This is a genomic window from Desulfosporosinus orientis DSM 765 (genome assembly GCF_000235605.1).
GTDB classification, from domain to species: domain Bacteria; phylum Bacillota; class Desulfitobacteriia; order Desulfitobacteriales; family Desulfitobacteriaceae; genus Desulfosporosinus; species Desulfosporosinus orientis.
The window spans coordinates 5,199,102-5,223,532 of record NC_016584.1 but is presented as its reverse complement, the minus strand read 5'-3'; the positions used below and the strand labels follow the sequence as shown (position 1 = coordinate 5,223,532).

The following is a 24,431-nucleotide window of genomic DNA, read 5'->3' as shown; positions in this document are numbered from 1 at the left end:
ATGTATAAAAAGGAAATCATGGGTAACAATATCAAGGAACATCTCTTTTCTCCTCCTCTTTCTTTTGCTCCTCCACTACCGTGGAGGGCTTTTTTTATTTGCACTATTTAACCAAGACCCATTAAAATAGGAGCAGAGGTGATTAGAGATGCGTGAGATAGAACGGATTAAGGAAAGCATAGCTAAAGAAAAGATTTCGCCCATATATCTGTGGTATGGGGAAGACCGATTTTTAATTAAGGAAGGGCTGCAAGTCCTTAAATCGTTCTATTTAAGGACGGATCCATCAGGAAGCGGGATTGAAGTAATTGATCCCAAAGAGATGACTCCGGCAGAGATTGTAGAGCGGGCTAATACCATGTCCTTCTTTGCCAATCGTCTTGTTGTGGTTGATGAAGTGAGCTATTTTCAAGATGGGCAAACCTTGGACCTCGAACCGCTGCTGGGATACTTATCCAATCCTAATCCCTCTACCTGCCTGTTATTAATTGCTCAGAGTGTACATAAAGGGAGAAAGCTTTATAAGGCAATTGATCGATTAGGGGAAATTATCGAATTCAGTTCTCCCAAACGCCCCCAAGAATGGATATCATGGGTTCAATCGGAATTAAAAGCGCGAGGAAAATCCATGGATGCTCAGACTACAGCTCAGTTTATTGAATGGGCAGGGCATCAAACTGGGGTATTGAGTCAAGAACTTGATAAGCTGGTGGTATATGTAGGGAACCGTGCCAAGATAACAATAGAGGATGTAAAACTTATCACTCCTCGTACTATTGAGGCGAGCATTTTTGATCTTTTAGATGCTGTGGCTGTCCGGTCTGCGGCTAAGGCTATTCAGACTTTACGTGAGGTGTTACGAGAAGAACACCCCATAAAGGTCTTGACTTTAATGGTTCGACAAGTCCGACTCTTATTAGGTTGTGATGCCCTGCGCCGGCGCGGCGGTAATGTAACTGAGGTTTCTTCTGCTTTAGGTATTAAACCCTATGAAGCCCAAAAAATTTGGCAGCAGTCACTAAAGCTTTCTACCCAGCAATTGTCAAAGGGTCTGTCTGAGTGCCTGAACACTGATGTAGCCTTAAAATCCGGAGGCGGAGATCCCGGATTTTTATTGGAAATGATGATTGTCAAGTTTTGTGAAGAGGAAGTTTCTTGAAACAAAAAAGAAGCGACGATTGTCGCTTCTTTTTTTATGTTTTGGTTTAGCCTACTTGGGCGAAATGCTTGCTGAATCTTTTTGTAAGACGGGACTTTTTACGAGCAGCTAAGTTTTTATGAATCAAACCCTTGGAGGCGGCTTTATCCAAAGCACGAGCAGCTTTTCTCAAAGCGAGTGCTGCAGTCTCGGAATCCGTGCTGATTGCTTCTTCAAAACGGCGAATACTTGTCCGTAAGGTAGATCTGGCAGCAGCATTCTTAATCGTGCGAGCTTTTGCTAACTCCACTCTTTTGATTGCGGATTTAATGTTTGGCACTGATAGTCACCCCCTTTGGTTGTTAGGTTCTTTCGGATTATTGCACAAACTATATTTTAACATCAGGTTCATAAATTATCAAGGAAAATGAGGAAATTTGTGCAATGTAATAATTATTGAAGATTTGTTTACACTAAGGATTGTATCAAATATATCAATTTTAGTGAATAAAGGATTGGAGGGTCATACAATGATAGGAATGATCGTGCGGTTTGTCGTATCAGCAGTGGTTCTACTCTTGGTAAGCTGGATTGTTCCCGGACTTCGTGTCAATGGATTTACAGGAGCTTTGATTGCAGCAGCGGTAATAGCAATACTGGGTTATGGTATTGAAAGGCTCTTCGGGGATAAAGTTACACGGATGGGAAGAGGATCCATTGGTTTTTTAACAGCTGCCGTGGTAATTTACTTCAGCCAATTTTTAGTTCCCGGGTCTATTTCCGTTTCCATTATTGGAGCTTTATTGGCTTCTTTAGTTATTGGAATTGTGGACAGCTTTGTTCCAACAACCCTGCGTTAATCTCATTTTACTTAAGTTTTTAATGATTAAATAGTTATGGTTCTACAAAGGGCTTGTCTTTCATACTTCTTCTATAAGAGGAAGGGGGACAAGTCCTTTGCTGCAAGAAGATTTTTATCATCGACAAAATAATAACTTTAGAATATGGACCTTTAAAGAATGGTTAAGAGGATTTTTATTAGGAGTCTTTAGCCTGTTGCTTATTCTAGGATTGGCTTATGCCCTGCGCAGCGGGAGTTCTCTTCAATTTGTTCATTTTTTAACCCAGCAATCCTTTCCCTTTGAGTCAATAATCTTAGAAGGAGCACCGGGTTTTTCTCAGCCTGAACGTGCCAGGGTGGATTTGACCAGGCATCAGGGATTGGCAGCAGGTATGTTCCTATTGACTGGAGTGAATATTTCTGATCCGCGTACATTTTTCCTGAGCTATTTTTCGTATCCTCCTCAGGGGCCAGTTTGGTTGGGTTGGGCCTATAATCCTGACGATCCGGAGTTTGAAGGACCTATTCTCGAGCCTATTGAGACACAACCTCCTAAAGAAAGCAGCGGCTCATCCGGTCTTACACCCCCTGCGGCAGCCAGCGGAAAGGACATCTTAGTAGGAATTTATAACACACATAACAGTGAAAACTATGCCGGCGATGGGGGTCCGGACCGTTTACAGGGAGAGAACGCGGATATCGTCACTGTGGGAGAAACCTTAAAGACAGCTCTCGAGAAAAAGGGAGTTGGTGCCGTACATGATTTAACAATACATGATGACGCTAATTTTATGAAAGCCTATAGTGAATCGATTAAGACAGCTGCAAAATTGCTTAAGGATTACCCTACAATAAAACTACTGCTGGATGTTCATCGCGACGGACTTCCGCCGGGATTCTCCAAATCAACAGTTACCGTGAATGGTCATAAGGCCGCGCATATTCTAATAGTTATCGGTAAAAAGAATCCTCATTGGGAAAAGAATGAGGCTCTGGCTAAAACCTTGATGAAAATCGGGGAAGAAAAGTATCCTGGGCTTTTTGATCCGAATATCTCCTATGCGGCAGATGCCAGGTATAATCAACACTTGTCTGATGGCGGATTGCTGTTGGAATTTGGGACTCAGTATAATACTCTAGATGAGGCGAACAGAGCCGCTGAGGCTTTAGCAGATGTTTTGGCGGAGTGGCTGAACTAAGCTTCTTAGCGTGTTTTAATGTTTCTCTTTTTTCGCAAGACGAAAAATGCTATAATCGTGTGGCAGAGTAGCGATGGGAGAAGGTTAAATCATTATGTCGTCAACCAACCGAACAGTGATGAAAGCAGCCGGCTTTTTGATGGCTGCTCAAATGGCTTCACGTGTGCTCGGATTTTTACGTGAATCATTGATGGCGGGATTCTTTGGACAAAGCGGGGTTACGGATGCTTACAATACGGCCTTTGTCCTTCCCGATTTATTATACTGGCTTTTAGTGGGCGGAGTGTTAAGTGCCGCCTTTATTCCTGTCTTCTCAGAATACATCGCTAAAGGAAATGAAGATGAGGGCTGGCGCGTGGTCAGCTCAGTTGTTAATTTAATCTTTCTGACTCTTGGTTTGTTAGTATTGTTGGGACTTTTTTTTACCCCTCAGTTTATTCATTTGGTGGTCCCGGGATTTGAACCCCAAAACTCGCTTTTGGCAATCCATTTAACTCGGATTCTTCTCATTCAACCCCTGTTTATGGCTTTAAGCGGGTTGACTATGGGAGTCTTGAATTCTTATAAGATCTTCTGGCCTTCAGCTTTGGGAACAGTTTTGTATAACGCTTGCATCATTTTTTTCGGAACAATCTTAGCCAATCCTGAGAAGCCTGAAAGTGTATCGGGCTTTGCCTTTGGAGTGGTTGTTGGAGCTTTTGTCAGTTTCGCAGTTCAGATTCCTGCCTTACGCAAAGTGGGAATTCGGTATACTCCGGTTATCGACCTAAGGAATCGCGGCGTTCGTTTAATTGGAGCCTTAGCGATACCGATTATTCTCAGTTATTCTCTTAACCAAATTCAGGTCGTTGTGAACAATAATTTTGGATCTCAGCTTTTCCCGGGGAGTATTACTGCAGTTTGGTATTCATACCGGCTTTTTCAGCTGCCGGTGGGGATTTTTGCCTTGGCGATTGCGGTAGCGACTTTTCCGACGATGACAGAACAAGCATCCCTGAAACGATGGGATGATTTTCGGCAGACCCTGTCAAATGCGGTCCGTATGGTTATTTTTATTACCTTACCAATTTCAGTCGGTATGATTGTCTTGCGGTTTCCCCTGATCCGGGTTTTGTTTGAACATGGTCACTTTGTGGCAAAGGATACGCAGACCATGGCTATCCCGTTATTTTATTTTTCGTTAGGAATTTCTTCGCAAGCGGTTATTCAGATTTTGCCGAGGGCCTTTTATGCTCTTCAAGATACTTGGACACCTGTCATTTTGGGAATTATTTCAATGGCTATTAATGTTTTGGCCATGTATTTATTAGTTGGTCCTTTGGCTCATGGCGGCTTAGCTTTTGCCACAACCATAGCTGCATTTATAAACATGATTCTTTTATTCTATCTCTTACGCAAAAAAATGGGGAAAATGGATGGCAAGGCTATGTTTTGGACAAGTCTTAAAACATTGGCGGCTTCCTTGATTATGGCTGGGGTTATTTGGTTGTGGAGCGGATTGCTGACTCCTTTACTAGGAACCCGTACCTTTGGCTCCCTTCTCCTGTTGATTTCGGGGACGGTTCTAGGAGCGCTTGTATTTGCCGGAGCAGCTAAGCTCTTGAGAATGGAGGAGCTTAAACAAATTTTAGGCTTAGTATACCGCAAGTTTGGAACTCGCTAGACAGCAAAGGCAAGGATTAAATATGAACCCATAAAGGACTGAGTATTGTGAATCTAGTTGACAGAACTGCGGTCAGAAACCGGGAACCAGACCTAGGGGACTATCGACAGTTTTTCCAGGCAGTTTTGCACCGGCTTCGTACAGGTGAAAAGCTTTTTCACTATACCTGGATTGTTTTACTGATAAAATCCTTCATTTTCTTAGGTTTAGTCAATAATGATGGGGTTCACTTCAACATTATTAAAGCATTTCAGCTGATGACCAATCCACTATTTGTATTAATCTATATTTCGTTTGAAGTGGCTTTACTAAGTGTCTCTTTTCTGTCGAGAGGGAAATTACACTACTGGATGCTGGTATTTTTGAACCTCCTTTTGTCATTTGTCATGGTTGCAGACTTAATGAACTTCCGGGCCTTTGGCAGCTTTTTTTCAGTTTATGCCCTTCTTCAAACCTCTAATTTGGATAATCTCGCTGCGAGTATAATCTCCATGCTGCGGCCTGTCGATGTTGTATTTGGAATAGATATTATACTCTTGGTCCTGACAGGATTCTGGGCCGCCCCAGAGTTTAAATCTGCTCTAAGGAGTTTCCCGATTTTTTTTATGTTGCTCGTTTTATCAACTGGAGTGATTTTTCTAAATTACTTAGTTATTGATGTTTTCCCCATCAATTCGAACTTTTTCTTGTTTAAGTGCTCATGGTCACAAAACCAGACCATGTCAAACCTTTCCCCACTTGGTTATCATTTATTTGATGCGTATGAGTATTTTGAGGAAAGCAGACCTCTAAGCTTAAGCGATGAGGAAAGGGGACAAATCAAAGCATGGTTTGCCAGTAAATCGGAAAACCTCCCTAAGAACAGCTTTTCCGGCCTGTTTCAGGGAAAAAACCTCATAGTGCTGCAAGTGGAATCTCTGGAAAACTTCGTCATCGGAAAGAGTGAAAATGGTCAGGAAATTACGCCCAACCTCAATAAACTCTTAGCAAACAGTTTTTATTTTTCCAATTACTATGAGCAAGTCTGGAACGGAACCAGTTCGGATGCTGATTTGATGACCAATACTTCCGTTTATCCCGTGCGTCAGGGGTCAACTTTTTTTCGCTTTCCCGGTAATACGTACAATTCCCTGCCTAAAATCCTTCAGAACCACGGCTATGAGACATTGGCTATTCATCCTGACAAAGGAGGGTATTGGAACTGGCGTCCAGCCCTTACGGCCATAGGATTTCAAAATACCATTGATGAGAGCTATTTCCAAATTGATGAGTGGATTGGATTGGGGATTAGTGATGGGAGCTATCTCAGACAAGTGGAGGAAGTGATTAAGAAGGAGAAACAACCTTTTTATACTTTTCTTGTTACCCTGAGCAGCCATGCTCCCTTTGATTTGCCGGCGCAGTACTGTAGCTTAGATCTTAATCCTGATTTGAATATATCCAGGCTGGGCGGTTATTTTCAAAGCATCCATTACACGGATCAACAAATTGGAGAGTTTATCAATAAACTGGATAAGGATGGCTTATTAGAAAATACGGTTATCGCTTTATACGGAGATCATACAGGGGTGCATAAGTTCTATGATGATGAGATACGAGGTCTTAAAAACCCTGAAAGTTGGTGGCTCGAAGGGTATAACCAAATACCTCTGATTATTTATTCTAAAGGTATGCAGGGTAAGGAAGTAAAAACAACAGGTGGCCAGATTGATTTATTGCCAACCCTGGCGTATCTTATGGGCATAGATCAAAAAGAAATTGAGAGTACGGCAATGGGCCGTAATCTTCTCAATACTCATAAAGACTATGTTGTTCTATCCACCGGACAATTGCTTGGCAGGGGTCTTTCTGACCAGGAGTCTAAGGATGCCGTGCAGGGATTAGATATTGCTGATAAAATCATTCGCAGCAATTATTTTAAAACCTATAAGGATAATGATGATTAAATTTTTGCGTAAAACGACGGGAGAGATTGAGAAGAGGTTTAAACTTGATAAATTAAGGAGATTTAGCGCAAATTTGCGGCTTTTTGATTAATGACAAAGGACCAAATATCCAGTACTATATGAAATATACTTTAGCAAACAATATAGGGCAAGGGAGCCGTCAAGGTATCATTTGATATTTAGACGGCTTTTTTTATACCCAACTATGGCGGTCGCCTGCCAAGTTTTAAAAATTGATAGGAGGGGTTAACTTGAAAGTATCAAGACCCGGAGACAAAGTGAAACCTTCCTTAGAACGGTCAGCCTTGCTCTTAGCTATGACAGAGACAAGAGAGGAAGAAGAGAAAATAAAAAAGTCTCTCTACAGTGAGTATGATTTACGATGCGGAGTGACTGAGCTTGGGGGAACCGTCGCCAACCTCCAACATACCGGCAAGCTCACGAATTCAGTGATAGCGACAGCCTTTAATACGGGAGTGATTCCCAAGGAAGACCGCAAGATACATGCTCTAATTCATGCCACGCTGGAGGCCAGCAACAGTATTTTTATTCATACTAATAGTAATGCCAGTTTTGCCTTGAAGATTGGTTTAACAACGGATTCAGAATGGATAGCAGTCGCTATTTATGGCCGTTCTTCTCTTCACCCCCTTTTAGAACACGCCAGGGTGGGATTGGGCATGATGCATCTTTGATGAGAGTTCAGTGGTTAAGAGAATTCAGTGTTTTAGTGATTTAAGTGAAGTGTATTAGTGAAACCATGGCTAATAAAATAAAGCAGCACTATTCCAAAGTAATTGCATAACCGGGCACCAAATCGAGTAAGGATTTGGAGCGGTACAGTGTTTTAGAGGGCCCTTAATTATTTAATCAATTAAGGGCCCTCTTTGTCTTTTTCATATTACTTTAAGGAGGTGGTGCGATGGACCTTTCCCCTAATTATCATGGTTTCTTTAGCGAAGATGACAAATTTGAAGGAGGATGTTTGATATGAAAATGATTAGAGCCATTGTCAGACCGGATAAAACGGAGAGTATAGCTGAGGCCTTAGCGGAGAATGGAATGCCTTCTCTCACTAAAATGCACGTTTTTGGCCGAGGCAGGACGAAAGGGATTCGAATTGGTGATGTAGTTTATGATGAGTTTCCCAAGACTATGCTGCTTATGGTTGTGGAAGATGAACAGCTGGATAAAGCCATCGGTATTATTCTTGAGAAAGCTAAGACAGGAACCATGGGTGACGGCAAAGTCTTTGTAACAGAAGTTGAAGCGGCGTACACCGTGAGTAAAGGAGCAAAGGGGTTGTAAAAATGAAGGAAATCATGGCTTTTATTCGGCGTCATAAAGTGCCTGAAACAAAAAAGGCTTTTGAAGATGCTGGCTATCCTGCTCTGACAATCCAAAGTGTTGAGGGCCGGGGTAAACAAGGCGGCATAGGAGGATGGGCGGCTGAAGTTGACCCGGAATTGAATATGGTAAAGGATTCAGGACTTGGTGATGATACTAAATTTAATTGGATACCTAAACGGTTGTTATCTATTGTAGTGCAGGATGATGAAGTCGAAGAAGTAGTTGATGTGATTATCAAGGCGAATCAAACAGGACACATGGGCGACGGTAAAATCTTCGTGATACCCCTAAAAGAGGTTGTTCGCGTACGTACTGGAGAAACCGGAAAAGAAGCTGTTGTTTAGACCTAGTTTAATTAAAGGAGATGTGTTGATATGAGACAAATAGCTATTTATGGAAAGGGTGGTATTGGAAAATCAACAACTACCCAAAACACCGTCGTTGCTCTGGCCGAAATGGGAAGGAAAGTTACGATTGTGGGTTGTGACCCTAAAGCTGACTCCACACGTTTGATTATGCACACTAAAGCCCAAGCAACGGTTATGGACTTGGCCCGGGAAAGAGGTACTGTCGAAGATCTAGAGCTGGATGAGGTTTTGATGGAAGGTTTTTTAGGCGTTAAGTGTGCCGAATCAGGGGGGCCGGAACCGGGGGTTGGCTGTGCCGGCCGTGGGGTCATTACAGCCATTAACTTCCTGGAAGAAAACGGTGCTTATAATGAAGAAACGGATTATGTTTTCTACGACGTTTTAGGAGACGTTGTTTGCGGTGGATTTGCCATGCCGATCCGCGAGAACAAAGCCAAAGAAATCTATATTGTAACTTCCGGTGAAATGATGGCCATGTACGCAGCCAATAATATTTCTAAAGGGATCTTAAAGTATGCTACGACGGGGACGGTTCGTCTGGGCGGCTTGATCTGCAACAGCCGTGTAGTCGACAAAGAACTTGAATTAATTGAAGCCCTGGCCAAACGAATCAATACGCAAATGATACACTTCATGCCCCGGGATAATGAGGTACAACGTGCTGAGCTGCGTAAACAGACCGTCATTGAATACAATCCCACTCATAAACAAGCAGATGAGTATCGTGCCTTGGCCAAGAAGATTGAGAACAATACGATGCATACCATCCCAACTCCCCTGGCAATGGAGGAGTTAGAAGAGTTACTGATGGAATACGGAATTATGGAAATGTAATAACTGCCGCTTGCAAAATGAGGGAGGACAGTCTTATGAGCATAAAGGAGACAATTGATTTCAGAAAACAAGTTGTCGAAGAAGTCTTGGAGCTATACCCCGAAAAGGCTAAAAAGAATCGGCGGCAGCATATTACCATCAAAGAAAATAATGAGTGTGCCAGCTGTGCAGTCAAATCGAATTCCAAAACGGTTCCGGGTCTCATGACCGCCCGAGGGTGTGCTTACGCAGGGGCTAAAGGTGTTGTTTGGGGGCCGGTGAAGGATTGCACACATATATCCCACGGACCGGTGGGGTGCGGCTATTATTCTTGGGCCAACCGCCGGAACTTGGCAGACGGGGAAATCGGTGTTGACAACTTTGTACCCTTTTTATTTACCTCGGACTTTCAGGAAAGCGATATTATTTACGGCGGAGACAAAAAGCTGGAGAAAATTATTGAAGAGGTTGTGGGACTTTTCCCAAACACCAAAGGGGTTTCGGTTCTCTCCGAATGTCCAGTCGGATTGATCGGAGATGACATTGAAAGTGTTTCCCGCCGCATGAGCGAGAAAATTAAGCTGCCGGTCATTCCGGTTCGTTGTGAAGGTTTTAGAGGAATTAGTCAGTCTCTGGGCCATCATATAGCTAATGACGCTATCCGGGATCATCTCATAGGTAAGGGCCCGGGAAGAGAAGTTGGGCCGTACGATGTCGGGATTATCGGCGATTATAATATTGGCGGTGATGCTTGGGCCAGTAAAAAAATCCTTGAAGAAATTGGCTTGAATGTTGTGAATATCTGGACGGGTGACTCCACTATCGAAATGCTCCAGAACGGACATCTTGTTAAGCTGAATTTAATCCACTGTTATCGCAGTATGAACTACATGGCCAGACATATGGAGGAAACTTACGGAACACCTTGGCTGGAATTCAACTTCTTTGGACCGACCAAGGTCAGGGAGTCAATCTTAAAAATCGCCGCCATGTTTGATGACAGTATTATGGAAAAAGCCAAAGCCGTTATCGAGAAATACGAGGCAGAGATGCAAAAAGTGATCGATATTTATCGACCGCGCCTCGAAGGGAAAAAAGTAATGCTTTATGTCGGAGGGCTTCGCCCCAGACACGTTGTGGGAGCTTATGAAGATTTGGGTATGGAGGTTATCGGTACGGGCTATGAATTTGCCCATGGCGAAGATTATGACAAAAGCATGGCCAATCTTAAAGACGGAACGTTAATTTATGATGATGTTACGGCGATTGAAATTGAAGAATTCGTGAGTAAGTTAAAACCGGATTTGGTCGGATCGGGGATTAAAGAGAAGTATGTCTTTGAAAAAATGGGTCTTCCCTTCCGTCAAATGCATTCCTGGGATTATTCAGGGCCCTATCACGGATACCAAGGATTTCCGATTTTTGCCCGTGACATGGATATGGCCGTTAACAGTCCTACGTGGAAGGCTGTCAAAGCTCCTTGGGCAAAATAAGTTGGGCAGAAAGGATGTAGCATATGGAAGCTTGTACAAAGGTAACAAAAGAATGGCTGAATAGTATGGAATACCGGGAGTTGAATTTTGCCCGTGAAAAGTTGGTCATCAATCCGGCCAAAGCCTGTCAACCCCTCGGTGCCCTGCTTTGTTCCCTAGGGATTGAAGGATGCTTGCCGTTTGTGCACGGTTCTCAAGGATGCGCTGCTTATTTTCGCAGCACTTTATCCCGCCATTTCAGAGAACCTGTGGCAGCAGTCTCGGATTCGATGACAGAGGATTCGGCGGTCTTTGGCGGCCAGTCCAACTTTATTGAAGGGTTAAGAAATGCTTATGCGGTTTATAAACCTAAGGTTATATCAGTATTTACAAGCTGTATGGCAGAAGTTATTGGGGACGATATCAAATCTTATTTAGGCAATGCCAAGGAACAAGATGCGATTCCCCGAGATTTAGCAGTGGCCCTAGCCAACACTCCGAGCTTTAAAGGTTCTCATATCACAGGGTATGACTCAACAGTCAAAAGCCTCATCGAATGTTTAGCTAAACCCAGACAGGAAGATACAATCAACGATCGTCTCTACGTTGTCCCTGGTTTTGACACTTATCCCGCCAATTTGCGTGAATATAAACGCCTTCTCAAAGAGATGAATGCTCCTTTTACCCTTTTACCCGACCATAGTGATGTTTTGGATGCTCCTAATTTGGGGACCTACGAATTGTACCCCGGCGGGACACCGATTTCTGAAATGAATGAGGCTTTAAACGCGAAAAGCTATTTAATGTTACAGGCTTATTCCACCTCGACTACCAGCAAATATCTTAAGGGTAAGGGAGTTCCTGTGGAAACGATTCCCATGCCTATCGGGCTCTCAGGCACGGATAACTTTATTCAAGCCATTGCCAAATTCACAGGCAAAGAAGTTCCGGAGGAAATAACCATTGAGCGGGGGCGTGCCGTCGATGCTATGACTGATTGTCATCAATATATCCATGGCAAGAAATTTGCACTGTTTGGCGACCCGGATATCCTGATAGGTCTTGTCTCTTTCCTTCTGGAAATGGGAGGAGAGCCGGTCCACATAGTTTGCACAAATTCCACCGTACCTTTTAAGAAAGCAATGGAAAAATTACTCTCCTCAAGTCCTTATGGTCAAGGAGCAACCCTCTATCCTGGCAAAGACCTTTGGCATCTGCGCTCTCTGCTGGTTACGGAGCCGGTGGATATGTTAATCGGCGACGGCCATGGCAAGTACGCTGCCCGTGATGCCAATATTCCGTTGATCAGAGTAGGTATACCCATTTATGATCGGGTGAACCTCCATCGCTATCCAATCGTTGGCTATTCAGGAGTCATAAACTTAATCACCATGATTGTCAATACGTTTCTGGATGAAATCGATAGGGCTTCTACCGACACCTACTTTGAATTAATGCGTTAAGAACGGAGGGGTGCTTCATGTTCACCAATCTGACAAAATTGGATCTTAAAGATAAACATTCTATGGCGGAGGCCGGTTCGCCAAAATTATGCATGAAGGCCCTGCCCGGTGAAGGCGCGGAGCGTAGTTGTGCTTATGACGGGGCAAGAGTTGTGCTCATGCCTATTACGGATGTCGCTCACCTTGTTCATGGACCGATTGCTTGTGCAGGTAATTCGTGGGATAACCGAGGAGCTCGCTCCTCAGGTTCCCAACTTTACCGGCGGGGACTGACCACCGATATTATGGAAAATGATGTCGTTTATGGCGGAGAGGCTAAGCTAAAAGCAGCGATCTTAGAGATTGCCGCTCGACATAATCCTAAAGCAATTTTTGTCTACTCAACTTGTGTCTCCTCCCTGATCGGAGATGACGTCGACAAGATTTGCAGGGAAGCCGAAGCTGAACTGACGGTTCCAGTTATTGCAGTGAATTGCCCAGGTTTTTTAGGAGACAAAAATATTGGCAATCGGATTGCTGGAGAGGTTCTCTTTGATCGAGTTATCGGGACAGGGGGGGGTTCAGACGAGAAAATACCTCTTTCCATCAACCTGATTGGAGAGTATAACATTGCAGGAGATCTTTGGGGAGTCTTGCCTGATTTGAAAAACCTAGGGATCACCGTGCAAACGGCTATTACTGGGGATGCCAAATTCGATGACTTGCGTTCAGCTCATCGAGCATGCCTTAATGTATTGATTTGTTCTAAAAGCCTGACCAATCTTGTACGCAAGATGGAAATTCGCTATGGGATACCATTTATGGAGGGGTCATTTTACGGGATTCATGATACCTCAGAAACGTTGATCAACATTGCCAAAGCGCTGGGTGATCCTGATTTGCTGGAGAGAACCTTAGTATATGTTAAGCAGAAGGAGGAGGAAACACGCAAGACCATTGCGGAATATCGAAAGTTACTGGAAAATAAACAGGCTATTTTGTTTACGGGAGGAGTTAAAACTTGGTCGATGGTTTCTACCTTGGCTGAATTAGGGATTAATATCTTGGCGGGAGGAACTCAAAACTCGACACCAGAAGATTTTCAGCGTATGAAAGAACTGATGGACCCCTCGGCTCAAATTATCGAAGATACAAGTTCTGCGGGCTTTTTAAAAATAATTGCTGAGAAAAAACCGGATCTCATCGTGGCCGGAGGAAAGACCAAATATCTGGCTCATAAAACAAGGACGCCTTTCTTGGATATTAACCACGGGCGAAAACTTCCCTATGCTGGTTATCAGGGAATGGTTACCTTTGCTAAATCTTTAACCCGTACTGTGCTGAGTCCTGTTTGGGGCCTGCTGAGACAGGAATTTCCCCCGAAGGAGGGTGTAATCAATGACTAAGACAAGACATTATGACGGAAACCCACAGAAAAACAGCCCTGCTTTGGGAGCGACTCTTGCTTATTTAGGTGTCAATGGTCTTTTAGCCTTACTCCATGGTTCTCAAGGTTGTTCCTCATTCATTCGCTTACAGCTGTCCAGGCATTATAAAGAACCTATCCCTTTGAATTCAACGGCTTTGTTGGAAGACACAGTCATCTTCGGCGGCTGGGAGCATCTCAAAAAGGGAATTGCTGTAGCTGCGGATAAATACAAGCCCCAGATCATCGGAGTCATGAGTTCCGGGCTGACAGAAACCTTTGGAGATGATATGGCAAGTGCCCTAGCCAGTTTGCGATCGGAACGCCGGGATTTGGAGGGCTTTCCGGTAGTATTGGCGAGTACTCCGGATTATATCGGTTCCATGCAGGAGGGTTATCAGCGAGCTGTAGAGTCCTTGCTCATGACCCTGACCGGTCTGCCGGATGCAGATCAGGGGTTAGGGAAGGTTAGAGAATTTGATGACAGAGAGGAAGAGGCTTATGCAGCTTTATTGCCTGGCTGCCACCTAACACCAGGGGATGTCGATGAACTGAAAGAGATGGTTGAAAGCTTTGGCTATCAGGCGATTACCATACCCGATCTTTCAATTTCCCTGGATGGGCATGCTGAATTGGAGGCTGCACCAGTGGTTCAGGGAGGCACACAGCTTGAGGACTTCCGGAAACTTCCTAAGTGCAAGGCTTGTTTTTCCTTCGGGCAGAGTATGGAAAATGCGGGAGAATTTCTGAAGCAAACTTATGGGGTTCCTCATTTTAATATACCGTCCTTAACCGGACTAAAAGCAACGGATAGTTTTGTTTTAAAGTTAGCTGAGATTTCCGGGAAGAAAATACCGGATAAGCTTCTGCGGCAGAGAAGCCGGTTGTTGGATACTCTGGCGGATTATCATGATCAGCTTGGCGGACAAAAAGTAGCTATCGCTTTGGAAATGGATCTCTTGTATAGCTTGGCTTCTTGCCTGGTGGAGGTAGGGGCAGAGATTTCGGTAGCTTTGTCCGCTTCCCAAGGCAGTAGTAATCCTTTGCTTTTGCCGGTTCCTATTGAAGTGGGGGACTTAGAGATGTTTGAGGAACGAGCGGGGCAAAGCAATTTGTTGATCGCCAATTCCAACGGCCGCCAGGCAGCAGGTCTGCTTAAAATTCCTCATCTAAGGGCGGGGTTGCCGGTTTTTGATTTTGTAGGTTACCCCCAAAAATGCTGGATTGGGTATGCCGGCACTCAGCAGTTTTTGTTTGATACTTTAAATACCTTAAGTTAATTTCAAAGGAGGGTATGCCATGCTTGTCGCTTTTGCCAGCAGTGATGGTAAAACCATTGATTCACATTTTGCCTCAGCTCCTTTATTTGAAATGTATAAGTTTGCCGGGGAACCCCAGGGAATTATTCATACGTCCCTTTCTGCCGAAGACCTGCAGGAATCCGAAGATAAAGTGGACGTGCGGATCAAGATGCTCAGAAAATGCGATGTCGTCTATTGCACCCAAATCGGCGGCCCTGCGGCGGCTCGTCTGGTGCAAAGCGGTATTCATCCCTTAAAAGTACCGGTTGGAACAGAAATTGAATACGAACTGAACAGGCTTAAGCAATTGTTCCAATCAAAGAAACTGCCCCCTTGGCTGAAGAAAAAATTAGAGAATAAGAAGGAGGAGGGGATGATTTGAGTGAGGTTGTTGTCTGTCAAACCTTTGGAGGACTGCCCTGGACCCCTCAGTATGTAGAGGAAATCAATAAAGAAGTGTGTTTAGGATGCGGGCGATGTGTAAAATTATGTGTTCAGGAATGCTTGGGTTTGGAAAGTTTTGAAGATGATGAGGGGACAGAACGTTATGTAGCTAAAATCGTCAATAAAGATCAATGTGTCGGCTGCCGGTCTTGTGGGAAGATTTGTGTCCGCCATGCTTATTCTTTTAAAGCGAAACTGGCTTAATATGGGGAACTCCCGACGCTCATGACTCCAAAGCAGACTTCAAGGTCAGCAGATCTTAAATTTAATGAACGATGGGAGAGATTGCAATGCATAGAGAATGCGAATATGCCAATATAGCCGAGGTAACAGACACTCACTTAAATCACGGACACCCCTGTTTCTCCACCTCCGGGCATGGAAAAAACGGGCGAATTCATTTAGCAGTGGCCCCGGAGTGTAATATTTCCTGCAACTATTGTGTGCGCAAATTTGATTGTGCCAATGAATCCCGTCCCGGGGTGACCAGTAAAGTTATCACTCCGGATGAAGCCATTGAAACAGTACTCAAGGCAAAAGCCTCTGTGATCGGGTCAAAATTAAAAGTTGTGGGGATTGCCGGGCCGGGAGATCCTCTGGCCAATGAGGCAACCTTTGAAACCTTGAGGAAAGTAAAGGAAAATTTCCCGGAAATGATACTTTGTATGAGTACGAATGGACTTCTCTTGCCGGAAAGGCTTCCCGAACTCGTGGATATTGGTGTATCCCATATTACGGTGACGATTAATACTCTTGATGAGAAAGTGGGTGCTAAAATTTACAGTCATGTCCGCTGGCAAGGAAAAACACTGAAGGGGAATAACGGAGCCAGAATATTGATCAGAAACCAGCTCTTAGGTCTGGAGCAGGCTTCGAAGGCTGGCATGACTGTGAAAGTCAATACCGTAGTCATCCCCGGAGTTAATGAAAAATTACTCTATAGTTTAGCCTTGGATGTTAAGAAGAGAGGAGCTCATCTTCACAACTTGCTGCCCTTGATCCCTCAAGGGAAACTGGCCCATAAGATGGCTCCTCCAATGGAATTAATCAAAAATTACCGCAGTGTTCTGAGTTCAGTTCTCCCTCAGATGACTCACTGTCAACAGTGCCGTGCTGACGCTATCGGCTTGGTCTAAACAAATAGAAAGGAGTTACTGAAGAATGGAGCAGCGTGTGTTACTCTGTGATACAACCTTAAGGGATGGGGAGCAAGCCCCAGGCGTTGAATTTGACAGGCCGGAGAAGGAGAAGATTGCCCGGGCCCTGGTGGAGGCAGGGATTGATGAATTGGAAGTTGGCGTGCCTGCCATGGGCGAAGAGGAGGCGAAAAGAATTTCCCAGCTGGTGGCTTTGAAGCTGCCGGTACGCTTAATAACTTGGAATCGAGTTGTCTTAGAGGATCTTGCAGCTAGTTATCGTACTGGGGTGGAAGGAGTTGCTATATCATTACCCGTTTCAGAACAACAGATTAAGCATAAATTAAGAAAGGATCGGGCCTGGCTTCTTGAGCAGATGGGCCGGTGCGTGAGAGACGCCAAGAAAGAAGCCGGCTATATAGTCCTGGGTCTTGAAGATGCCAGTCGAGCTGATATAGCTTTCCTCAAAGAGATTATTAAAGAAGCTCAAAAGCTGGGGGTTGACCGCATTCGTTTTGCCGATACGTTAGGAATCATGGAACCATTAAGTATTTTCTTTAAGCTGCAGGATTTAACCCGGGAGGCAGATATTCCTTTAGAATTTCACGCGCACAATGATTTGGGAATGGCGACGGCCAATTCTCTGGCAGCTGTTCAGGCCGGGTTTAAAGCCCTAAGTGTGACTGTAGGAGGACTGGGGGAGAGAGCGGGTAATGCAGCTCTCGAAGAAGTGGCTGTGGCACTAAAATATACTCTAAAACAAGAGGTGAGGCTGGATCTTAAACGTTTAAATTCTTTAGGTTCGCTGGTCAGTTCCTTGGCTAATCGCCAGGTTCCCAGGGCAAAGCCAATAATTGGAGGGGATGTTTTCACTCATACGTCCTCCATTCATATTGACGGGATTCAGAAGGACTTTGCCAATTATGAAACTTTTCCGCCTGAGAGTGTTGGTAGAAAGCATTCAACAGCCTTTGGTAAACATACCAAATACAAAAACGTTGTTTGGCTGCTCAAGTCAAAAGGTATAGACTGTAATCAAGATAAAGCGGACGAACTTTTGAGAAAAACTTTAGCCAAAATCGAACAGTTAGAAAGACCCTTGGAAGAAGATGAAATTTTAGGAATCGTGTTAAGCTCATGATAGAATTAAAGAGACAGACAAAACCCTTCTTTTAAGCACTCGGCTTAAAAAGAAGGGTTTTGTCATTTGGTGTAGAATTGGACGGATTGGATTAGGTGCAGAAGAGAGGCGGCATAATGTCTTTAGATTGGTTTCAACTGGTGCTTATCTATATTGTGACGAATTCAACGTCTAAGATTATCCAAAAATATTCCTTGCGGGATCCAGAAATGGACCCTATGGCCTTTAGTGCGTTTTTGCTCTTTGGTATAGGAGTTCTCAGTGCACCCTTCCTTTGCTTTGAAAAGCTGATTATAACAGACAGTCTGAAAATCTGGTTAATTGTGATATTTTCTAGTGCCCTATATACAGCAGCTATGGCCTTATATTATTATTCATTAAAGGCCACGGAGGTCAGTCAAGTTGAAACCATTGCCACCACAAGATCCATCTGGTTTATGGTCTTAGGAGTTTTCATTCTGGGTGAAAGCTTTAAGTTTAGCAGTTTATTAGGAGTTGCTCTTATTTTTGGAGGGCTTGTAATTATCTATTGGCATAAAGGGAGTTTAAAAGGCTTTGGAAAACCCCATATCTTTACAATAATTTATGCGTTTATTATCAGCAGTGCTTATGCACTGGATAATATTGCTTTGAACTCCTTCTCTGTTGTCTTTTATCAAATTCTTGTCTATGCCCTGCCGGGGGTTTTTACTATTATCTTTATCCCAAAGACCCTCGGCAAGCTCAAGTATTTTTTAAAACCTAGAAAAAATACCTTATTTATTTTCTTAAGCGCTATTTTTCAAATGATTTCCACCTTAGCTCTCTATGCAGCTTATAAATATGGCGGAGAGCTTTCCGTAGTGGGTCCCCTTGCGCAAACATCAACTGTTTTCACCATTTTAATAGGTATTATCTTCTTAAAAGAACGATGGAATTTGAAACGAAAAATAGTTGGTATTATACTGGCTTTAGCAGGGTTAATCTTATTAAAGTTTTTTAATTAAGAAAAAGTTTTGCTTTTTACTAGACAGCGCATCAGTGCAACTAAGGCTGCCGCCTCACCGGAGGCTGCAAGAAGGCTAACACGTATGAAGACAGTGTCTTCGTCGAGTGCCAAACAAGTTTTCTTTAGATAATAGACGATAGAACTAGGCATAGTAACATGTAGAAAATTGAGAGGGGTTAAGTTTTAATGGGTAAACTCGTAGAATGTGTACCTAATTTTAGTGAAGGGCGTCGTCCGGAAGTTATTGAAGCCATTGTGGATGAGGTAAAAAAAGTCGAGGGCGTTAAGCTTCTGGACGTCAAGCCGGACGCCAGCCATAATCGAACGGTAGTCACCTTTGTTGGAGAACCGCAAAAGGTTAAGCTCGCTGCTTTTAATGCCTGTGCCAAAGCCTGTGAATTAATTGATATGGAACAGCAGCAGGGAGGGCATCCCCGAGTTGGGGCGACGGATGTGATTCCGTTTATTCCTGTCAAAGAAGTGAGTATGGAAGAGTGTATCCAATTAGCCAATAAGCTTGGGGCTGAGATCGCCGGCAAATTGGATATTCCCGTCTATTTGTATGAAGAAGCTGCCAAGGTTCCGAACAGGAGAAGGCTTCCAAACGTAAGAAAAGGTGAGTATGAGGGCCTGAAGCTGGAAATTAGCAAACCAGAGCGCCATCCTGATTTTGGGCAGCCTAAAATGCATCCTTCAGCGGGTGCTACGGTGGTAGGAGCTCGTCAATTTTTAGTAGCATATAATATTAATCTGGGAACCAACGATCTTAGTATTGCTAAGAAAATAGCTGATACTATCCGTGAAATTAAGGGTGGATATAAGTACGTTAGGGCTATGGGTGTTATGCTGGAAGACCGGGATGTAGCTCAGGTGTCTATTAATATGGTTAATTACACCGGTACCCCACTCTATAGAGTCTTCGAAACTGTGAAATCTGAGGCAGCACGGTATGGGGTGAATGTGATTGGCAGTGAGCTGGTGGGTGTAACCCCAATGCAGGCGCTTCTTGATGTTGCTGAATTCTATTTGCGTTTAGAAAACTTCGATCGCAAGCAGGTCTTTGAAGAAAATTTATGATGAGGGGGTAGTATGGATGCTCATTGACAAGACGGTAACGGGGTTTATTGAAGAGTTAGCCAGTAATTCGCCGGCTCCCGGAGGTGGGAGTGCTGCAGCCCTCGCAGGGTCCTTGGGGGCAGCCTTGACTACTATGGTTTGTAATTTTACAGAAGGTAAACCCAAATTTAGTGATGTTCAGGATGAAATTGTGCAAATTAAGGGAAAAGGGCTGACCTTAAAGAGCGATTTAGTAAAATATATCGATGAAGATACGAATGCCTTTAATGAGGTCATGAAAGCTTATAAATTACCTAAGGAAAGCGACGAAGAAAAGGCCATAAGGTCAGAAAAGATTCAGGAGGCCAACAAACAGGCATCCTTGCTTCCCCTTAAAGTAGCAGAGGCTTGTGTTGAGGTTTTGAAGCTGTCAATTAGGGTTTTGACCATCGGGAATCCTAACACCGCCTGTGATGCGGCTGTGTCTGGAGTGACGGCTTACGCAGGGTTTCAGGGAGCTATTTTTAATGTGAAGATTAATCTAAGCTCTATTAAAGATGAGGCCTTTCTGCATATGATTAAGGACAGGGTCGGGGAGTTACAAGTAGATGCTGATCAATTAAATCAACAGATTTTGGAGAGAGCTAAAGAAGTTATTGGTTAATGTTGCTCTGAAAAAACCATCCTGATCGGGGGTCGGTCTTCGCTTTTCGGCCTGGCTCTGGGGAGGAGCGCTTTTTTGCTATGTTATCCCGTGCGAAGACGGTGCTGCAAGAAGGTTTAACCCGTGCGAAGACCGTGTCTTCGTCGTACAGCACGCGTCTGCGAGTTCCGCCGCTGGCTCGCTGGACGGTTCGCGAGCGCGTCCGAACCTCTGGGTATTCCTGCATGTGTGCCGCTCCTTGCCATCCTTGGCACCGCGGCATCAGTCCATCCATGGACAAGTCCTGCGGCGCGCTACGGGGACGCGAACCGTCGGCACTCGCCTTAGCGCGGCTCCACTGACGCATCCGCTTAGCAGAAAAGCGCTCCTCCTGCCTGTTTGTCGGGAGCGGAAGCAGAACTTTGGGGACTTCATGTAAGGCTTCGTAGAATCTTAAGCGTATTTGGCATTTTTCATCCTCTGATGGTGCTACCACAGCGGCATGGCAGGCTACCCTGAAAAAGACCCTAAAGACAGGATAAAGAATCCCTAGACCCGAAAGCAAGGGCAGCTTCGTCCATAGAAGCGAACCCATTGCATGGAGAGGCGGTAAAAGCTCACAAGCGGCTGCGGGGATTGCGGAGCCAGGTTTACTTCAGGTACTACCCAGAGGTTTGGCACGAAAGTGTCCGGTGGACACTTTCGCCGAAGCAGCTATCTCCAAAGAATACTTATCCGCTGAAGGCTAGCTCCCGCTGCCGCGCGTGGGCGAGCCTCGGAATGCTGCGACACGAAGACACTGTCTTCGCACGAATTAACTAATCTTGCAGGATATGGCGAAGCTGCCCGACCCCGGGAGCACTCTTTAAAGAACTGCCGAGGCTGGATTTATGCTCGGAATAGTTGAGTCTGGATTCTTGCGAAGTTCCCCCTTGAACTGGTATACTTAGTATTTAGAATATCTGAGTTGCTGACTTTAAACTTGATGATAGAAATGAGGGCAGGACTTTGGCACAGGCTTCACAACGTATTCGTAATTTTTCTATTATTGCACATATCGATCACGGTAAATCCACTTTAGCTGATCGACTGATAGAATATACCGGGGCATTAAGCAAGCGGGAAATGGAAGAGCAAGTTCTCGATTCCATGGATTTAGAACGTGAACGCGGGATTACGATTAAGCTTCAGACAGTTCGCTTAAGTTATCAGGCGAAAGATGGAGAAATTTATGAGCTGAATCTTATTGATACACCTGGGCATGTCGATTTTACCTATGAGGTGTCCCGCAGTTTGGCAGCCTGTGAAGGGGCTTTATTAGTTGTTGATGCAGTTCAGGGGATTGAGGCCCAGACTCTGGCGAATGTTTATTTGGCGTTAGAAAATGATCTGGAACTGATTTCAGTTATTAACAAGATTGACCTGCCCAGTGCTGAACCGGAAAGGGTTAAGCAGGAAATCGAAGACATTATCGGCTTAGATGCCAGTGAGGCTATTTTGGCTTCAGCGAAGACAGGAATTGGCATTGAAGAGATCTTGGAGAGGGTTGTAACTATGGTTCCTCCTCCGAAGGGAGACGATCAAGCACCTCTGAAGGCCTTGATTTTCGACTCCAAATTTGACGCCTACAAAGGGGCTATTTCCTATGTTCGAGTTGTGGAAGGCCGAATCGCAAAAGGAACTACCATGCAAATGATGTCGACGGGTAAAACTTTTGAAGTGACGGAGGTAGGGGTATTTGCTCCTTCCATGCGGCTTGTCGATGAACTTAAGGCCGGTCAAGTCGGCTTCGTTGCTGCCAGCATCAAAAACGTTAAGGATACTCAGGTCGGTGATACAATTACGGATGCGGAAAATCCGGCGGCAGAACCTCTGTCGGGCTATAGAAAAGCAACCCCCATGGTGTTTTGCGGACTATATACCGTTGAGGCCAGTGACTATAATCGTTTGCGGGATTCTTTGGAAAAGCTTCATCTTAATGATGCCAGCTTGATTTTCGAGCCGGAAACCTCTGTTGCTTTAGGTTTTGGATTTCGCTGCGGTTTCCTAGGCTTACTTCACATGGAGATTATTCAAGAACGCCTGGAAAGAGAATATGATCTTAATTTAATCACGACTGCTCCCAGTGTTATTTATAAGGTAACAACTATTAAAGGGGAAGTATTAAACATTGATAATCCGTCGAATCTTCCTAAGGTAGATCAGATTGTCAGTATTGAAGAGCCTATCGTTAAGGCTTCTGTCTTGGTACCGGCTGAGTTTGTAGGACCCATTATGGAACTCAATCAGGAAAAGCGGGGAACCTATTGTAATATGGATTATGTGTCGACAAATCGGGTGAAACTGGTTTACGAGCTTCCCCTAAGTGAGATCGTTTTTGATTACTTTGATGAATTAAAGTCGAGAACGAAGGGCTATGCTTCTTTGGATTATGAGCTGGCAGGCTATAAAGCAACTGATCTTGTTAAAATTGATATCCTTCTTAATGGCGAATTGGTAGATGCTCTTTCCTTTATCGTCCATAAAGAAAAGGCTTATCACCGGGGCAGGAAACTCGTTGAAAAACTTCGCAGTATTATCCCAAGGCAGATGTTTGAAATTCCCATTCAGTCTGTCATTGGGAGTCGAGTTATCGCTCGCGAAACGGTCAATGCCATGCGAAAAGATGTCTTGTCTAAGTGTTATGGAGGAGATATTTCACGGAAACGTAAACTCCTTGAAAAGCAAAAGGCCGGGAAAAAGCGCATGAAGCAAGTTGGCAACGTGGAAATTCCCCAGGATGCTTTCATGGCGGTTCTGAAGATCGAGGATTAACGATTCCTATCGATTAGCAGAAGGATATTAAACTTTTTGGCTAGGAAGAGAGTGGGCTAGTATGCCATCGTTATATGTTCATGTCCCCTTTTGTGTTCAAAAATGTGACTACTGTGCTTTTTATTCCCATTCCCTAAGAGATTCCTCCAAGGATCTTATTTCCGTCTATTTAGAAGGTTTAGAAATAGAGCTGGCAAAGAGGCAAAAAGATGCCCCTCAAGGGGTGTCTTCTCTTTTTGTTGGCGGAGGCACGCCAAGTGTTTTAGGGGCAAGAGATTTAGAACGTTTGTTGGTAATGATTCGAAAGTTTTTTCCCTCAGATCCTCAAAGGGAAAAAACCATGGAAGGTAATCCCGGAACCCTAACCGAGGAAAAGATCGACTTAATAAAACGTTATGGGATTAACCGCTTTTCGTTGGGAATCCAATCCTTTGATGATCAGTTGTTAAAATCAGTGGGTCGCATTCACACAGCTAATCAAGCACGCAAAGCCATCCAAAGATTGAGAGCTGCCGGGTTTACAAATCTTAATTTGGATTTGATGTTTGGGCTCCCAGGACAATCTATGAGGATATGGCAGGAGACCATTGAGGAAGCAATTTCAAATTCACCGGAGCATCTGTCCCTCTACGGGTTAATGCTGGAAGAGGGAACGCCTCTGTATACGCGCTGCTTTGAGAGTAATGCCCCTTGTCCTGCTAATGAACGCTGCTTGCTTCCAAATGAAGACATGCAGGCAGAAATGTATGAATGGGCTGCCAGGCGTTTGAAACAAGCTGGGTACAGACAATATGAAACCTCAAATTACGCCCGCAGAGGATATGAATGCCGGCATAACCTGGGGTATTGGCGGGGGGAGGATTATCTGGGGTTTGGCCCCGGTGGGGTAACTTGTTTGAACAGAGTGCGTTGGAAGAATATTGAGGATGTCCATACTTATTATCTGCGCTTGCTTGAAAGAAGGAGCCCCATTGACGAATCGGGGGAAGAGGTATTAACTTTGCGTGAATGCATGGCGGAGCGGATGATTTTAGGTCTGCGCCTGGAGGAAGGGGTTCATCTTCAATCCTTTAAAAATGATTTTGAGGTTGATCTCAGGGATATTTATCAAGGGGTTTTGGAACGCTATAAAAATAAGGATGTCTTTATCATCGAAGGTGATTATTTCCGGTTAAATCCTAAATATGCTTTTATCGCTAATTCAATACTGCAAGAGTTTGTCTAACACGAATAATTATCTAAAATGATTC

23 protein-coding genes are annotated in these 24,431 nt (G+C 44.2%); 22 read left to right on the top strand and 1 reads right to left on the bottom strand.

Annotated elements, in window-relative coordinates; genetic code table 11:
* Positions 1–148 precede the first annotated feature (148 nt).
* Complete coding sequence (gene holA / locus DESOR_RS24225) at positions 149–1,159, top strand: DNA polymerase III subunit delta (RefSeq protein WP_014187231.1); 1,011 nt, start codon at positions 149–151, stop codon at positions 1,157–1,159.
* A 46-nt stretch (positions 1,160–1,205) separates the two neighbouring features.
* Here holA and rpsT read toward each other — a convergent pair whose 3' ends face one another.
* On the bottom strand, positions 1,206–1,478 hold the full coding sequence (gene rpsT / locus DESOR_RS24220) for a 30S ribosomal protein S20 (RefSeq protein ID WP_014187230.1): 273 nt from the start codon (positions 1,476–1,478) through the stop codon (positions 1,206–1,208).
* Positions 1,479–1,668: 190 nt separating this feature from the next.
* Here rpsT and DESOR_RS24215 point away from each other — a divergent pair, with 190 nt between their 5' ends.
* The 21 genes from DESOR_RS24215 to hemW all read left to right on the top strand — a co-directional run bounded on the left by DESOR_RS24215 (position 1,669) and on the right by hemW (position 24,406).
* Positions 1,669–1,998: a phage holin family protein gene (locus DESOR_RS24215; protein WP_014187229.1), complete on the top strand. Its 330-nt coding sequence runs from the start codon at positions 1,669–1,671 to the stop codon at positions 1,996–1,998.
* A gap of 97 nt (positions 1,999–2,095) precedes the next feature.
* Positions 2,096–3,178 (top strand): stage II sporulation protein P, encoded by a 1,083-nt coding sequence (spoIIP, locus tag DESOR_RS24210; protein ID WP_014187228.1) that lies wholly within the window; start codon positions 2,096–2,098, stop codon positions 3,176–3,178.
* A gap of 94 nt (positions 3,179–3,272) precedes the next feature.
* Complete coding sequence (gene murJ, locus DESOR_RS24205) at positions 3,273–4,841, top strand: murein biosynthesis integral membrane protein MurJ (protein ID WP_014187227.1); 1,569 nt, start codon at positions 3,273–3,275, stop codon at positions 4,839–4,841.
* A gap of 47 nt (positions 4,842–4,888) precedes the next feature.
* A complete protein-coding gene (locus DESOR_RS24200) occupies positions 4,889–6,787 on the top strand; it encodes an LTA synthase family protein (protein WP_014187226.1) in 1,899 nt (632 codons plus the stop codon).
* Positions 6,788–7,038: 251 nt separating this feature from the next.
* Positions 7,039–7,482, top strand: coding sequence for a HutP family protein (locus DESOR_RS24195; RefSeq protein ID WP_014187225.1), 444 nt, complete (start codon positions 7,039–7,041; stop codon positions 7,480–7,482).
* A 295-nt stretch (positions 7,483–7,777) separates the two neighbouring features.
* Positions 7,778–8,095, top strand: a complete 318-nt coding sequence (locus tag DESOR_RS24190) for a P-II family nitrogen regulator (protein ID WP_014187224.1) — start codon at positions 7,778–7,780, stop codon at positions 8,093–8,095.
* Positions 8,096–8,097: 2 nt separating this feature from the next.
* On the top strand, positions 8,098–8,481 hold the full coding sequence (locus DESOR_RS24185) for a P-II family nitrogen regulator (RefSeq protein WP_014187223.1): 384 nt from the start codon (positions 8,098–8,100) through the stop codon (positions 8,479–8,481).
* Between the two features lie 30 nt (positions 8,482–8,511).
* On the top strand, positions 8,512–9,339 hold the full coding sequence (gene nifH / locus DESOR_RS24180; RefSeq protein ID WP_014187222.1) for a nitrogenase iron protein: 828 nt from the start codon (positions 8,512–8,514) through the stop codon (positions 9,337–9,339).
* A gap of 35 nt (positions 9,340–9,374) precedes the next feature.
* Complete coding sequence (gene nifD, locus DESOR_RS24175) at positions 9,375–10,811, top strand: nitrogenase molybdenum-iron protein alpha chain (RefSeq protein WP_014187221.1); 1,437 nt, start codon at positions 9,375–9,377, stop codon at positions 10,809–10,811.
* A gap of 23 nt (positions 10,812–10,834) precedes the next feature.
* Positions 10,835–12,253 (top strand): nitrogenase molybdenum-iron protein subunit beta, encoded by a 1,419-nt coding sequence (nifK, locus tag DESOR_RS24170; RefSeq protein ID WP_014187220.1) that lies wholly within the window; start codon positions 10,835–10,837, stop codon positions 12,251–12,253.
* 17 nt (positions 12,254–12,270) lie between these two features.
* Positions 12,271–13,638, top strand: coding sequence for a nitrogenase iron-molybdenum cofactor biosynthesis protein NifE (gene nifE, locus DESOR_RS24165; RefSeq protein ID WP_014187219.1), 1,368 nt, complete (start codon positions 12,271–12,273; stop codon positions 13,636–13,638).
* Entirely contained in the window at positions 13,631–14,938 is a 1,308-nt protein-coding gene (gene nifN / locus DESOR_RS24160; RefSeq protein ID WP_014187218.1) for a nitrogenase iron-molybdenum cofactor biosynthesis protein NifN, read from the top strand. Before nifE ends, nifN begins: the two co-directional genes overlap by 8 nt.
* Before the next feature lie 19 nt (positions 14,939–14,957).
* Positions 14,958–15,341, top strand: a complete 384-nt coding sequence (locus tag DESOR_RS24155; RefSeq protein ID WP_014187217.1) for a NifB/NifX family molybdenum-iron cluster-binding protein — start codon at positions 14,958–14,960, stop codon at positions 15,339–15,341.
* Positions 15,338–15,607, top strand: a complete 270-nt coding sequence (locus tag DESOR_RS24150) for a 4Fe-4S dicluster domain-containing protein (protein ID WP_014187216.1) — start codon at positions 15,338–15,340, stop codon at positions 15,605–15,607. Before DESOR_RS24155 ends, DESOR_RS24150 begins: the two co-directional genes overlap by 4 nt.
* 86 nt (positions 15,608–15,693) lie before the next feature.
* Positions 15,694–16,539 carry a radical SAM protein gene (locus tag DESOR_RS24145; RefSeq protein WP_014187215.1) on the top strand — a complete coding sequence of 282 codons (846 nt, stop codon included), beginning with the start codon at positions 15,694–15,696 and terminating at the stop codon, positions 16,537–16,539.
* A gap of 25 nt (positions 16,540–16,564) precedes the next feature.
* A complete protein-coding gene (locus tag DESOR_RS24140) occupies positions 16,565–17,680 on the top strand; it encodes a homocitrate synthase/isopropylmalate synthase family protein (protein WP_014187214.1) in 1,116 nt (371 codons plus the stop codon).
* Positions 17,681–17,796: 116 nt separating this feature from the next.
* Positions 17,797–18,666: an EamA family transporter gene (locus tag DESOR_RS24135; RefSeq protein ID WP_014187213.1), complete on the top strand. Its 870-nt coding sequence runs from the start codon at positions 17,797–17,799 to the stop codon at positions 18,664–18,666.
* A 188-nt stretch (positions 18,667–18,854) separates the two neighbouring features.
* The gene (ftcD, locus tag DESOR_RS24130) at positions 18,855–19,745 is read left to right on the top strand and encodes a glutamate formimidoyltransferase (protein WP_014187212.1); all 891 of its coding nucleotides are present in this window, start codon (positions 18,855–18,857) and stop codon (positions 19,743–19,745) included.
* A 16-nt stretch (positions 19,746–19,761) separates the two neighbouring features.
* Positions 19,762–20,388, top strand: a complete 627-nt coding sequence (locus DESOR_RS24125; RefSeq protein WP_014187211.1) for a cyclodeaminase/cyclohydrolase family protein — start codon at positions 19,762–19,764, stop codon at positions 20,386–20,388.
* Positions 20,389–21,375: 987 nt separating this feature from the next.
* Positions 21,376–23,181 (top strand): translation elongation factor 4, encoded by a 1,806-nt coding sequence (gene lepA, locus DESOR_RS24115; protein ID WP_014187209.1) that lies wholly within the window; start codon positions 21,376–21,378, stop codon positions 23,179–23,181.
* Between the two features lie 61 nt (positions 23,182–23,242).
* Positions 23,243–24,406 carry a radical SAM family heme chaperone HemW gene (hemW, locus tag DESOR_RS24110; protein ID WP_014187208.1) on the top strand — a complete coding sequence of 388 codons (1,164 nt, stop codon included), beginning with the start codon at positions 23,243–23,245 and terminating at the stop codon, positions 24,404–24,406.
* Positions 24,407–24,431 lie beyond the last annotated feature (25 nt).

What these genes read in the sequence shown, in the direction of transcription:
- DESOR_RS24135 (WP_014187213.1), top strand. Translation starts at nt 17,797, where the DNA reads ATGTCTTTAGATTGGTTTCAACTGGTGCTTATCTATATTGTGACGAAT.
- nifK (WP_014187220.1), top strand. Translation starts at nt 10,835, where the DNA reads ATGGAAGCTTGTACAAAGGTAACAAAAGAATGGCTGAATAGTATGGAA.
- DESOR_RS24185 (WP_014187223.1), top strand. Translation starts at nt 8,098, where the DNA reads ATGAAGGAAATCATGGCTTTTATTCGGCGTCATAAAGTGCCTGAAACA.
- nifN (WP_014187218.1), top strand. Translation starts at nt 13,631, where the DNA reads ATGACTAAGACAAGACATTATGACGGAAACCCACAGAAAAACAGCCCT.
- DESOR_RS24125 (WP_014187211.1), top strand. Translation starts at nt 19,762, where the DNA reads ATGCTCATTGACAAGACGGTAACGGGGTTTATTGAAGAGTTAGCCAGT.
- DESOR_RS24140 (WP_014187214.1), top strand. Translation starts at nt 16,565, where the DNA reads ATGGAGCAGCGTGTGTTACTCTGTGATACAACCTTAAGGGATGGGGAG.
- nifE (WP_014187219.1), top strand. Translation starts at nt 12,271, where the DNA reads ATGTTCACCAATCTGACAAAATTGGATCTTAAAGATAAACATTCTATG.
- murJ (WP_014187227.1), top strand. Translation starts at nt 3,273, where the DNA reads ATGTCGTCAACCAACCGAACAGTGATGAAAGCAGCCGGCTTTTTGATG.
- DESOR_RS24190 (WP_014187224.1), top strand. Translation starts at nt 7,778, where the DNA reads ATGAAAATGATTAGAGCCATTGTCAGACCGGATAAAACGGAGAGTATA.
- ftcD (WP_014187212.1), top strand. Translation starts at nt 18,855, where the DNA reads ATGGGTAAACTCGTAGAATGTGTACCTAATTTTAGTGAAGGGCGTCGT.
- nifH (WP_014187222.1), top strand. Translation starts at nt 8,512, where the DNA reads ATGAGACAAATAGCTATTTATGGAAAGGGTGGTATTGGAAAATCAACA.
- nifD (WP_014187221.1), top strand. Translation starts at nt 9,375, where the DNA reads ATGAGCATAAAGGAGACAATTGATTTCAGAAAACAAGTTGTCGAAGAA.
- holA (WP_014187231.1), top strand. Translation starts at nt 149, where the DNA reads ATGCGTGAGATAGAACGGATTAAGGAAAGCATAGCTAAAGAAAAGATT.
- hemW (WP_014187208.1), top strand. Translation starts at nt 23,243, where the DNA reads ATGCCATCGTTATATGTTCATGTCCCCTTTTGTGTTCAAAAATGTGAC.
- DESOR_RS24155 (WP_014187217.1), top strand. Translation starts at nt 14,958, where the DNA reads ATGCTTGTCGCTTTTGCCAGCAGTGATGGTAAAACCATTGATTCACAT.
- DESOR_RS24215 (WP_014187229.1), top strand. Translation starts at nt 1,669, where the DNA reads ATGATAGGAATGATCGTGCGGTTTGTCGTATCAGCAGTGGTTCTACTC.
- DESOR_RS24145 (WP_014187215.1), top strand. Translation starts at nt 15,694, where the DNA reads ATGCATAGAGAATGCGAATATGCCAATATAGCCGAGGTAACAGACACT.